Below are 11,531 nucleotides of genomic sequence, written 5' to 3' on the forward strand. Positions count from 1 at the left end.
GTTCAACACCGGACACGCCGCGATGCGCGAAACATCCGCGGTCGCGGGGCCTGGGTGAAATCGAACCAACAAGCGCTAATTGAGTCTCGGATCGGGAATGCTGATGACGAGGCCGATGGAAGCATCAGCGACGGTGATCAGAAGAAAATCCTCCGAAAGGATTAGGCTCGGACCACCCGAAAGGTGCACTGGCGGCAAAGGCTTCGTCCAACAGGGCATCCTGATCGCCTATTGGCGTTCTCCCTCACTGTTTTCAGCCCAAGTAGCCTTCTGGCGATCACTATCGGCTTGAGAGGTGCGCGATGAAAGTCATGGTAACCGGCCATCAAGGCTATATCGGCTCGGTGATGGTGCCGATGCTGTTGCGTGCAGGGCACTCAGTGACGGGCTATGACAGCGATCTCTACCGGCGCTGCACCTTTACAGCAGGGGGCCAGCGGGCTTCAATTGCTTCAATCCAAAAAGACGTCAGGGACGTAGATGCGCGCGACCTCGAAGGGGTCGATGCCGTCATCCACCTGGCGGCTCTTTCCAATGATCCGCTGTCCGACCTTGATCCGGACATCACTTACGAAATCAACTACAAGGGCAGCGTCCGCTTCGCGAAGGCGGCCAAGGACGCCGGCGTGTCGCGCTTCCTGTTCGCCTCATCATGCAGCAATTACGGACAGGCCGGCGACGGGATGGTGGACGAAACGGGCGAACTGAAGCCGGTCACGCCCTACGGCTGGTCCAAGGTGCTTTCCGAACGGGACATTTCTGAACTGGCCGACAGCAGCTTCTCTCCCACCTATTTCCGTCCCGCCACGGCCTATGGCCTCTCTCCCCGGCTCCGCTTCGACATCGTGCTGAACAATCTCGTGGCCTGGGCGGTCACCAAGGGCGTCATCCTGCTGAAATCCGATGGAACGCCGTGGCGGCCGATCGTCCATATCGAGGACATTTCCAGGGCGTTCATTGCCGGGCTGGAAGCGCCCCGCGAGACCATTCACAACGAGGCCTTCAATGTGGGGCAGACGGGCCACAACTACAGGATCCGCGACATCGCCGAGATTGTCGCCGAGGTCGTGCCGGGCTGCCGGCTTGAGTTCGCGTCCGATGCCGGACCCGACAAGCGCTCCTATCGCGTTAACTTCGACAAGATCGCGCTTGCCCTTCCTGCCTTCAAGCCGCAATGGGATGCGCGCAAAGGGGCCGAGCAGCTCTATCATGCCTACCGAAAGTCGAATGTCACTCTCGACGAATTCGAGGGGCCGCGCTTCCAGCGTATCGGCCACATCCGGTATCTTTTGGCCAACGGACTTCTGGACGGTCGGATGCGGGTCGCCGAAGCCTCGAAAAGACTGGAGGTAGCGGCGGGATAAGCGGTGTGGAACAGGTGAATCCCGGCGGACTCGGCTCGCCGCCAGCGTCCGTCAGCCTCGGCCAGGAAATCTATGCCTTGGCCGAACGTCTGTTTCCGATCTGCAGGAGCATCACCGGAGATGGTGTGCGACAAACGCTGGACGTCTTGTCGGGGCACATCGATTTGGAACGGCATGAAGTGCCGACCGGGACACAGGTTTTCGATTGGACCATTCCCAAGGAATGGAACATCCGCTCGGCAAGCATCACAGGCCCGGACGGACAAACGGTCGTGGATTTCGCTGACTCCAACCTGCACATCGTCAACTACAGCGTACCCTTCAAGGGGATACTGCCGCTCGAAGAATTGAGGCCGCATATCCATACGCTGCCGGAACAACCGAAGGTGATTCCCTACCGCACTTCCTATTACACCCCGACATGGGGCTTCTGCGCAGCCCATGACCGTGTGGCCAACATGCCCGACGGTCTCTATCGGGTGGAGATCGATGCCGAATTCAAAGACGGCAGCCTCGCCTACGGAGAATACTTGCACCGCGGGCAAACAGAACGGGAATTCCTGCTTTCGGCGCACATTTGCCATCCCTCACTCGCCAACGACAACTGTTCGGGCCTGGCCCTGCTGGCAGCGCTCGCAAGAAGCCTGAAGGCAAGGGAAACACGATACAGCTATCGCTTCCTGTTCGCCCCGGGCACCATCGGCGCGCTCGCGTGGCTGTCGCGCAACGAGGACCGGACATGTCTCATCGACCATGGTCTGGTGCTGTCATGCGTTGGTGACGCAGGAAGCCCGGCATACAAGCGCAGCCGCCGCGGTGACGCGCTCGTCGATCGCGCCATGGCACACGTGCTCGGGCGTCTAGCTGGGGCAAAGATGCTGGATTTCTCCCCTTACGGTTATGACGAGAGGCAATATTGCTCGCCGGGCTTCGATCTTCCGGTCGGCATGTTCCAGCGGAGCGTCCACGGCACATTCCCCGAATACCACACGTCGGCCGACAATCTTGACTTCATCAGGCCGGAGCATCTCGAGGATTCCTTCCGCATCCTGACGGACGTAATCGACATCATCGAAGAGGACTGGACGCCGTTGAACCTCTTGCCTAAAGGCGAACCGCAACTCGGCAAGCGCGGCCTCTATGCAGCCCTGGGAGGGCAGAAGTCGTCGGGCGCAACGTCGATGTCGCTGCTTTGGGTGCTAAACCTTGCCGACGGGCAGCATTCGCTTCTGAGCATGGCGGAGCGTTCGAACCTGCCGTTCAAGGAACTCGCCGCCGCCGCCAGACTGTTATCGGGACATGGTCTTTTGGCAGCAGCCTCATGAGGCCGAGGCGCCGGTTCGCCGTCTGACAAGGGGCCAGGACTTGTCCCTTTCCGACATTGCTGTCGGCATCAATGGCCAGCGGATCGAAAAGGCCGGGTCATTGTAGAGGACGCCCGTCGACGCGTGGGGCGCATAGAACTGCGATATGAGATAAGAGACCTCGGTGCCGTCCGTAAGGGTCTGCAGGCCGTGCGCGAATCCGGCGGGGATATAGACCTGCTTCATGTTCTCGGATGTCAGCTCGAAGCCAAGCCACTTGTAGCGTGTCGGTGAATTCGGGCGCAGGTCCACGACGACATCAAAAATAGCGCCGCGGACACAGGAGACCAGCTTGACCTCGGCGTAAGGCTCCTCTTGGTAGTGTAGCCCCCTGAGAGTTCCCTTTTGGACCGAACAGGACCGGCTGTGCTGGACAAATCGGGTCGCCAGACCGCAATCCGCCATCTCCTTTTCGCAGAAAAGACGGGTGAAAAAACCACGGTCGTCAACCATCAGTGTAGGCTCGATCAGCCAGACACCTTGAAGCTCCGTTTCGGTAAACAGCATGCACTTGGATCCCCCGTGCCGAGCAAGACCGGCGCGGCAATTGTCAGCGTCGCCAGCCGACGCTGGAAGGGCTACCTAAGCCTTAGGTGGCCTCTTCGATAGCGGTATATCCGGATGACGGCTTTACCCGTTCGGCGGGCCTCGCGCCGGCATTGCCGCCGCCCGCTCGCTATTAGGATTAAGGCACCCGACGGATTGGCAAATCGAACCAGGGGGGGCTGTATCCTAACCTGTGGCCATCTGCCTGCGGAGGCGCGGCAGGCATCGGTTCTGCGTAGCGCACCGCGTCTCCGTTTTCTAACCAGCAGACAGGAGCAGGGGGAATGAACATTCAGGCAGTCGAAATCGTCCGCGATCATAGTGCGGCAAGCCGGAATGTCGGCTGCAGGCTCTGCGGGTCGCGCCTGCGCCACACCCTGGTCGATCTTGGCATGTCGCCGCCGTGCGAGAGGTTCCTGCAGCCCGACCAGCTCGACCAGATGGAACCTTACTACCCGCTCAACGTGCTTGTCTGCGACACGTGCTATCTGGTGCAGCTCAAGGAGTATATGAGCCCAGAGACCATCTTCAGCGAATACGCCTACTTCTCTTCGTTCTCGACCAGCTGGGTGGCTCATTCGAAACTTTATTGCGAGACGATCACACGACGCCTTGGGCTTGGCCCTGACAGCCTTGCGGTGGAACTCGCAAGTAATGACGGTTACTTGCTGCAGCATTTTCTGCCACTCGGCGTTCCTGTGTTGGGCGTCGAGCCGGCAGCCAATGTCGCGCGCGCCGCGATCGAGAAGGGGGTGGCCACCTGGGTCGACTTCTTCGGCGTCCGGCTGGCAAATCAAATGGTGGGCGAAGGACTTCGCGCGGACCTCATCATTGGCAACAACGTCCTGGCGCAGGTGCCAGACCTCAACGACTTCGTCGCCGGGGTGGCGATCCTGCTCAAACCGGAGGGCATGGTCACTCTCGAATTCCCACACATCGAGCGGCTGATGGCGGAGAACCAGTTCGACACCATCTACCACGAGCATTTTTCGTATTTCTCACTGTTGACGGTCGACCTGATGGCGGCCCGTCACGGGCTGCGGCTGATCGATGTCGAGGAACTTCCCACCCACGGTGGGTCGCTGCGGGTCTATCTCTGCCACGAAGGCAGTGCCTGGCCGAGGAAGGACAGCATCGCCCAATTGCTCGAGCGCGAAACCAGGCATGGGCTTGGAGAGATGTCGACCTACGCCTCTTTCGGCTACAAGGCGCAGCGCGCGAAGCGTGATCTCTTGGCATTCCTGATTTCGGCCAAGGAAGAGGGCAAGACGATTTGCGGTTACGGCGCGCCTGGCAAGGGAAACACGCTGCTGAACTACTGCGCCATCGGCACCGACTTCCTGGATTTCACAGTGGACCGCAACCCGTACAAGCACGGGCGTTATACACCTGGAATGCACATCCCGATCAAGCCCGTCGACGAAATCGACGAGGCTAAGCCAGACTACATCCTCATCCTTCCGTGGAATCTGAAGGACGAGATCATTCAGCAGATGCGCCATGTCGCCGCTTGGAACGCGAAATTCGTAGTGCCGATTCCTTTCGTGACCGTAATCGATCCGTCGGAGTACGAGAAATGAAAGTCATTCTTTTCTGTGGCGGTCGCGGGACCCGCATTCGCGACTATTCCGAAAGCATCCCAAAGCCGATGATACCGCTCGGCCACCAGCCGATCCTGCGCCATGTCATGCAATGGTACAGTGACTATGGGCATGACGAGTTCGTGTTGTGTCTGGGCTACAAGGCCAACGTGATCAAAGACTTTTTCTTGAACACCCGGCCGCAAACGTTTTCCGATTGCGTGGTTACGCGAGGAGGCCAGGACGTCAAGCTCCTCGGCGACACAATCAAGGACTGGAGCATCACTCTGCTCGATACCGGTATTTGGCGCAGCATTGGAGAGCGCCTGTGGGCTGCGCAGGATCACGTCAGGAACGAGAAGATGTTCCTGGCCAACTATTCCGACGGCCTGACCGATGTCGACTTGGACGACATGATCAGAAAATTCGAGGCCAGCGGCAAGATCGGCTGCTTTCTGGCAGTGCACGCGCCGCTGACTTACCATTTGGCCGACATCGCGGAAGATGGCCGCGTGCGCGAGTTTCGTGCGGCCGAGACATCGGAGATCTGGATCAATGGCGGCTACTTTATATTCCGTCCGGAAATTTTCAACTACATGCGCGACGGGGAGGAACTCGTTGTCGAGCCGTTCAAGCGTCTGATCGATGACAACATGCTGATGGCGTACAAGCACGAGGGTTTCTGGCGTTCAATGGACACGCTGCGCGATTGGCAATCACTCGAAGACATGGTCGAAAAGGGCGACATGCCCTGGAGTATGATAGCCACCGCCGAGAAGAATAGGCGTAGTATGGGGTTGGCCGCATCATGAAGGGGCTTGGTCTCGCGCGTGGCGGCGAGGAACTCTCGATTCTGTGCGTCGGGGCCCATTCCGACGACATTGAGATCGGCGCGGGAGGCACAATCCTCAGTCTGATCGCGTCGGAGGTCAAACTTCACGTCTACTGGTGCGTCTTAAGCGCCGGCGGCCAGCGGTCGGCCGAAGCCAGGGCTTCGGCCGAAGCCTTCCTCGAAGGATCCCATTCGTCCACGATCGACGTTGCGGATTTTGAAGACGGCTATTTCCCAGTTCACAGCCGATCGATAAAGCATTGGCTGATGGACGTAAGATCAAGGGTTCATCCCGACGTGATATTAACCCATGCCAGGTTCGACGCCCATCAGGACCATAGGGAGGTCAACCAACTGACCTGGAACGTTTTCCGCGATCACCTTGTGCTCGAATACGAGATTCCGAAATGGGACGGCGATCTTTGCCAACCCAATGCGTATGTGCCGATTGCAGCCCACGTGCTGGAACGCAAGATCCAACTCCTTCACGAGCACTTCGGGACACAGCGCTCAAAGGACTGGTTCGATCGGGAGACATTCGCCGGGCTTGCGCGGTTGCGTGGAATGGAATGCCGGGCACCCGAGCACTTTGCGGAGGCCTTCACGCTTAGGAAGGTCAAAATATTGTAGCGATAGCCCTCCGGGGTCGCTGTCGCAAGGATTGGTCCCCCAGGACGGCACGACCAGTTCCACGAGAGAGCAGCAACCTGGTCCTCGCCATTGACGAAGTGTCACTTCCGGCTGGTTGCTGGACAGTGAGGCAGGAGTGCTTTGGACGCCTCGCAATGGTTAGTCTTTAGGAACAGGACATATGGGAGCTGGCTATATGCGGGGCGTCCACCACGGGTGTCCAGCGGGACGGAGGTCCCTCAATTGTGCAGCAATCATCCCCCAGATCAGACGCTACGCGAGAGCAAAACGGCCCGCACGATTTAACCAAAGTTAGCGTCTCATTTGCTTCGTCACTCCACAGCCAGAGATCCTTCGGCGAAGAGATCGTTGACCTTGTAAGCGACTTCCGTCCGGTTGGTCGCCTTAAGCTTTTTCATGATGTTGCGGATGTGCACCTTCACGGTGCTTTCTCTCAGGTTCAGCTCATAGGCGATGATCTTGTTCGCCTTGCCGCGTCGGAGCGCCTGGGCGACCTCAGCCTGTCTGAGCGTGAACATGCCTGTCAAAGGTGTTTCAAGGCTGCCTGAATCTATCAGGTGCCGCATGGACAGGACACTACTTGCAGGAACGAAAATGCCTCCTGCCACCGCAAGATTGATCGCCTCGACACAGACGTCGATCCCGACAGAGGTCGGAATGTAGCCACGTGCGCCACATTCGAGAGCCGCCAGTATCTGTGCAAGGTCTTCTGTGTCGGCCAAGATCACCACAGGCACCGACCTGAACTCGGACGAAATGCGCCTGATCTGATCCGCTATGCCATGGTCGGTGACTTTCCGGCCGCCCAGGTTGAAAAGAATGGCTGCAAGGATCATCCCCTCTTTCACGCGCCATTCGTCTATCGAACCCTTGGCCTCGACGGCCATGCCGAGTTCGTGGTCTTCCAAGGCCGATGCCAGACATTCGCGATCTAGCGCCCTTCCGTCCAAGATGAGGAGGCATTCTCTGCCTACTTGTTCATGGACCGTTGCTTTTCCGCCGGACGGAATTCCTGCCGGCTCTACCGAAGTGTATTTATGCAGTTCTACTGTGGAACTCATACTCTAACCCACCCTTTTCCCAACAAAATTCGCCCTGAGGCGGCAATTAGCCCCTCACTCGCCAGTTTCTTCAGAAAGTATAGTAATGCCCACCCGTTCTGAGAGCCTGGCTGGAATTGTCCAACCTGGTGCACCCGCTGTTCCTCATTCCCAGCCAGAACAGCGTGAGTAGCTTATGGGCTATTCACAAGCGGGCGCTAACATAAGTTAATTTTCGGTAAATTTTTGAGCCACGAAATCCCGACGCCTACCGGGAAACGCGAAGCCAGGGCGGCCGCGCCGCGCTTGTGCCGACACAGATACGCGTTGCGGCTGAGGTGGCCACCTGAGGACCATCCTCCGTCAGCAAACACATATCCAGAACGGATCCGGCATTCTGGATCTCGGCTTCCAGCGCGTCGATCAGTCTTTCGACAGCTTTGCTGGCAATATGGCTGTCAGGGTACTTGGCTTTCACAGTGGCGCACTCGTAGATTTCCTTGAATTGCCTGACCCTGCTTGGGTCCGAACATGCGATATACATCGTGGGTGTCATATCGCCTCTCCTCCTTATGGTGGATTCTAGACAACCCGCCCGTTGCCAGCCTTCGGTCCGTCACGCGCATTTCTTAGTGCCGACATAGATGCGGCCATTCAGCCCAGGATCGCATTTTGCGCCGGCCACTGCCTTCACCATCAAGGGCAAGGGCGATGGAGACGAGCGCGTCCGCTACCTCCCTTCGCGGGTGAAGGCTACCCCCTTTGACTCTCTTGCGGGGGATACTCACCTGCCGAAAGATTGGCCATCGGACAGCTTGCTGTATCCGCTCACCGGGAACTCGATCGGCATGCAGGTGTCTTTGCCGGGACTGCTAGTATGCACGGCTATTTTGCTTGTTGCGTACTATTCAAGGGGAATGCTGATCATTGGCTTGATCGCTTCCCAGGCTTTCGGTGCGACGGCCGTGATGACCCTGAGCTTTCTGGGTGGCTCATCCCCCTTGATCTACACCTTATTCGCGGGCCTGCTCGTCACGGCCGTCGCCGCGAGACGGCGTATCTGGTTTGATCTTGGGTTCGTGTTCGGAAGCATCGGGTCGATCTGGGTCCTTACAAGCCTTATGCTTTACGCAATCATCGGATCATGGCTGTTTCCGAGGTTCTTTGCGGGACAGACGACCGTATTCGTGCAGTCCAAGAACCGTGGAACAGTCGTAGAAGATTCATTGGCGCCCGTTTCAGCCAACATTTCGCAGACGGGCTACTTTATTCTTGGTGGCCTCGCCGCGATAGCACTTTGCGCCCTGCTGCTGCACTCCAACCGGATCGATCAAATCAGGCGCGGCTTCTTTTTGTGGTGCGGCCTGCACGCGGGACTGGGGCTGATCGATTTCATTGGCAAGACCGCGGGGGCGGGAGACTTTCTGGCCCCGATCAGAACCGCCAACTACGCGATTATATCGAACGCGGTCGAGGCAGGCTTTGTGCGGATCACCGGGCCTTTTTCGGAGGCCTCTTCGTTCGCCAGCGTTTCTCTCGCCTGCCTGGCATTCTGCTACAGCTACTGGAGAAAGACCAAATCACCGCTTGCGAAATGGCTGGCCGGAATCCTGCTCTTCTTGTCCATTCTGTCGACTTCATCGACGGCTTACGTCGGGCTGACACTGCTATGCATCCCCGTTGCGTTGTCCATGCTACAGTCGGTCATCAGGGGAAAAGTTGCGCGCGAAGAGATACTGATAATAGCTCTCATGGTGGTGGGCGGGACCGCCGTACTGGGCATTAGTCTTTACAAAGCCGAGGCGTTGGACCCGTTCGTCAGACTGATCAACAGCACCATCATTAACAAAGCGGATTCCGGGTCAGGCCATGAGCGCACTTATTGGAATGTAAAGAGCCTGCAGTCGTTTCTCGATACGAGCGGACTGGGCGTTGGTTTCGGCAGTTCAAGGGCATCGAGTTGGCCGATCGCTGTCCTGTCGCAGTTGGGTCTGTTTGGATCGCTGATGATAGTGGCCCTGCTCTATGTCGTGACCAGAGGCCTGGGCGCGGTTCGGGAACGGGTGGATGCAGAGACAGATGCAATCGTGACGAGCGTCAGGAATGCTGCCCTTGCAAGCATAATTGCAATGTCGGTGTCGGGTGGCAGCGCTGATCCAGGCATCCTCTTCTTCATCGCACTTGCAGTTGTTTGCGCCACGAGAGCCCGTGCTCGGCGCGGCGTAGCCGCCTTGGAACGAAGCGTTCCGGCGCCGGGCCACGCCACCGTCAACGTCCTGTAATCCAGTTCCGCCGAATTGGCTTCGCGGTGGCAAAGGTTCCTGGCGATGTGCCAGGCCCCCGTCCTGTGCAATATCGGCAGCGAAGTCGAATAAGGGACGGTCGTCGCGATCGAGCGTGCGACAGTACCGCGGCGGTCGCTTGCGAACGAGTAGAAGGGCTGCCGGCAATGTGCATTCGAAGCTTGCGTGGCTGTATCGAGGAGGTGCAGCAGCATCGTGCGGCCTTCTCCGCTTACGTGGTCTCGGGGTATAAAAGTGATCAGAAGCCGCTGCCGTAAGTCAAGTGCGGCCAGGACAGCTGCACAAAGCTTGCTGCATCCCGACGGAGCCAACTAGGTCCAGGGCTATCGGGAATTTGTCAAAAGACTTTTATGCTGCAATCGATATTTGCTTCCATAACGGGCCGACGACTTTCGTCAGAAACAGTCACCGAAAGGTTGCTTTGTAACCCGCCCTGAACTTCGTCCTGTGCCATGGCGACCAGCATTTTAACCGCGTCTACCCGGGCCTCGAGCGCACCAACGTAGTGGGTGCCCTCTGTATCGGGAGAATGGGATTTGCCGTCCCGGATATCGAAAAAAAACAGCGGCATTTTTGCGCCCGTGCTTAAAGCTGTGCGTTCGTCAGAGCAGAAGACTTGCTTCTTGCTCACGGCTGCTTAAGGCATTCCCCTGGGGGATTCTAGCAACCGCAGATGGTCAATGGGACGCGACTGTGGAGAACTCGAATGGCGGCGATCACAAAATATTACAAGGTTTATTAACGCCAGGAAACGCTCCTTATGGGTGGTCCTGGGAGTCGCAATCCAGCCTACGTTGGAACGCGGCACGGTCGTCGATCAGATCGCGGCATCACGACATTCAGCGGTATTATCGGATCTTTGCGGGCATCAGGGCTTGCAGGGCACCGCGGAAATAGCCCGACAACGATGCTCGCCGGCTTTCCATGTCGTGAAAGGGATCAACCAAACTGATAGATAGGCCGGAAGAACGGTTCCGGTAAGCTACCGCCTCGACAACCGCATTTGTGTCGTTCGGAGTGTCCTGTCTTGTCGCTGAATTTCGTTGACGAAGCCCGGCCCAACACGTTCGAGTTTGAAACCTCGGCGCTGATAAAGGCGTCCGGGTTTAGGGAATATGATGCGCGCTGGTGGTTTGGCCAGGTCGCGCCCGAACTTAACCTGATCGGCGTCCAGGCGCTCGGAATGGGGCTTGGCACGCTGATCCGCCGTGTCGGTGCCGGTCCCGATATCGTCACCGGGCATGATTTCCGCTCCTATTCGCTTGGCATCAAGCTGGCGCTGGTGTCCGGTTTGATGGCTGCAGGCGCTCGGGTGAGGGACATCGGACTGGCGTTGTCGCCGATGGCCTATTTCGCCCAGTTCGCACTGGACGTGCCTTCGGTCGCTATGGTCACCGCCTCGCATAACGAGAATGGCTGGACCGGGGTCAAGATGGGCGCGGCGCGGCCGCTGACTTTCGGGCCGGAAGAGATGAGCGCGCTGAAGCAGATTGTAATGGCCGGCGATTTCGACCTTGTCGGCGGCGGGTCTTATGATTTCGTTCCCAATTTTCGCGAAACGTATCTCGACGATCTGACCCGGGGCAAGCGCATCTCGAAAAAGCTCAAGGTCGTAGCCGCTTGCGGCAATGGCACCGCCGGCGCCTTTGCGCCTGAAGCGCTGGAACGGATCGGCTGTGAAGTGATCCCGCTCGATGTCGAACTCGACCACACCTTTCCGCGCTACAATCCCAATCCCGAGGATATGCAGATGCTGCATGCCATCAGGGACAAGGTGCTTGAGACTGGAGCCGATGTCGGCCTTGGCTTCGACGGTGACGGCGACCGCTGCGGCGTCGTCGACAATGAGGG

Annotated in this window: 10 protein-coding genes and 1 pseudogene; 7 read left to right on the forward strand and 4 right to left on the reverse strand. The window is 58.2% G+C overall.

The window, feature by feature from the left end:
- The first annotated feature begins 302 nt into the window (after positions 1 to 302).
- Both EN949_RS27405 and EN949_RS27410 read left to right on the forward strand, forming a co-directional pair.
- Positions 303 to 1,364, forward strand: a complete 1,062-nt coding sequence (locus tag EN949_RS27405) for an NAD(P)-dependent oxidoreductase (RefSeq protein WP_127366507.1) — start codon at positions 303 to 305, stop codon at positions 1,362 to 1,364.
- Positions 1,365 to 1,378: 14 nt separating this feature from the next.
- On the forward strand, positions 1,379 to 2,689 hold the full coding sequence (locus EN949_RS27410; protein ID WP_064994814.1) for a DUF4910 domain-containing protein: 1,311 nt from the start codon (positions 1,379 to 1,381) through the stop codon (positions 2,687 to 2,689).
- Here EN949_RS27410 and rfbC read toward each other — a convergent pair.
- Positions 2,684 to 3,235: a dTDP-4-dehydrorhamnose 3,5-epimerase gene (gene rfbC, locus EN949_RS27415; RefSeq protein WP_024505404.1), complete on the reverse strand. Its 552-nt coding sequence runs from the start codon at positions 3,233 to 3,235 to the stop codon at positions 2,684 to 2,686. The two genes, EN949_RS27410 and rfbC, sit on opposite strands and share 6 nt — an antisense overlap.
- Before the next feature lie 323 nt (positions 3,236 to 3,558).
- Here rfbC and EN949_RS27420 point away from each other — a divergent pair, with 323 nt between their 5' ends.
- The 3 genes from EN949_RS27420 to EN949_RS27430 are packed head-to-tail and all read left to right on the forward strand — an operon-like array spanning position 3,559 to position 6,316.
- Positions 3,559 to 4,854 carry a class I SAM-dependent methyltransferase gene (locus EN949_RS27420; RefSeq protein WP_063170846.1) on the forward strand — a complete coding sequence of 432 codons (1,296 nt, stop codon included), beginning with the start codon at positions 3,559 to 3,561 and terminating at the stop codon, positions 4,852 to 4,854.
- Positions 4,851 to 5,666, forward strand: coding sequence for a sugar phosphate nucleotidyltransferase (locus tag EN949_RS27425; protein ID WP_063170845.1), 816 nt, complete (start codon positions 4,851 to 4,853; stop codon positions 5,664 to 5,666). The genes EN949_RS27420 and EN949_RS27425 overlap by 4 nt, the downstream gene beginning before the upstream one ends.
- Positions 5,663 to 6,316 carry a PIG-L deacetylase family protein gene (locus tag EN949_RS27430; protein ID WP_024505401.1) on the forward strand — a complete coding sequence of 218 codons (654 nt, stop codon included), beginning with the start codon at positions 5,663 to 5,665 and terminating at the stop codon, positions 6,314 to 6,316. Before EN949_RS27425 ends, EN949_RS27430 begins: the two co-directional genes overlap by 4 nt.
- A 332-nt stretch (positions 6,317 to 6,648) precedes the next feature.
- Here EN949_RS27430 and EN949_RS27435 read toward each other — a convergent pair whose 3' ends face one another.
- Both EN949_RS27435 and EN949_RS27440 read right to left on the reverse strand, forming a co-directional pair.
- The gene (locus EN949_RS27435; RefSeq protein WP_244507031.1) at positions 6,649 to 7,347 is read right to left on the reverse strand and encodes a response regulator transcription factor; all 699 of its coding nucleotides are present in this window, start codon (positions 7,345 to 7,347) and stop codon (positions 6,649 to 6,651) included.
- A gap of 298 nt (positions 7,348 to 7,645) precedes the next feature.
- A complete protein-coding gene (locus tag EN949_RS27440) occupies positions 7,646 to 7,933 on the reverse strand; it encodes a hypothetical protein (protein WP_127366508.1) in 288 nt (95 codons plus the stop codon).
- Between the two features lie 88 nt (positions 7,934 to 8,021).
- Here EN949_RS27440 and EN949_RS27445 point away from each other — a divergent pair, with 88 nt between their 5' ends.
- Positions 8,022 to 9,659 (forward strand): hypothetical protein, encoded by a 1,638-nt coding sequence (locus EN949_RS27445; protein WP_245472517.1) that lies wholly within the window; start codon positions 8,022 to 8,024, stop codon positions 9,657 to 9,659.
- Between the two features lie 358 nt (positions 9,660 to 10,017).
- Here the strand turns inward: EN949_RS27445 and EN949_RS27450 are convergent, their stop codons facing one another.
- Entirely contained in the window at positions 10,018 to 10,311 is a 294-nt protein-coding gene (locus EN949_RS27450; RefSeq protein ID WP_127218776.1) for a hypothetical protein, read from the reverse strand.
- A 396-nt stretch (positions 10,312 to 10,707) separates the two neighbouring features.
- On the opposite strand from EN949_RS27450, the pseudogene EN949_RS27455 reads away from it, so the two are divergent.
- Positions 10,708 to 11,531 (forward strand): annotated as a pseudogene (locus EN949_RS27455) (phosphomannomutase/phosphoglucomutase); the annotation flags it as partial.

Origin of the sequence: Mesorhizobium sp. M7A.F.Ca.US.007.01.2.1 (assembly GCF_003998165.1) — a bacterium.
GTDB classification, from domain to species: Bacteria; Pseudomonadota; Alphaproteobacteria; order Rhizobiales; family Rhizobiaceae; genus Mesorhizobium; species Mesorhizobium ciceri.

Excerpts from the sequence above, each read along its gene's own strand:
- EN949_RS27405 (WP_127366507.1), top strand. The coding sequence starts at position 303 with ATGAAAGTCATGGTAACCGGCCATCAAGGCTATATCGGCTCGGTGATG.
- rfbC (WP_024505404.1), bottom strand. The coding sequence starts at position 3,235 with ATGCTGTTTACCGAAACGGAGCTTCAAGGTGTCTGGCTGATCGAGCCT.
- EN949_RS27420 (WP_063170846.1), top strand. The coding sequence starts at position 3,559 with ATGAACATTCAGGCAGTCGAAATCGTCCGCGATCATAGTGCGGCAAGC.
- EN949_RS27425 (WP_063170845.1), top strand. The coding sequence starts at position 4,851 with ATGAAAGTCATTCTTTTCTGTGGCGGTCGCGGGACCCGCATTCGCGAC.
- EN949_RS27430 (WP_024505401.1), top strand. The coding sequence starts at position 5,663 with ATGAAGGGGCTTGGTCTCGCGCGTGGCGGCGAGGAACTCTCGATTCTG.
- EN949_RS27440 (WP_127366508.1), bottom strand. The coding sequence starts at position 7,933 with ATGACACCCACGATGTATATCGCATGTTCGGACCCAAGCAGGGTCAGG.
- EN949_RS27445 (WP_245472517.1), top strand. The coding sequence starts at position 8,022 with ATGCGGCCATTCAGCCCAGGATCGCATTTTGCGCCGGCCACTGCCTTC.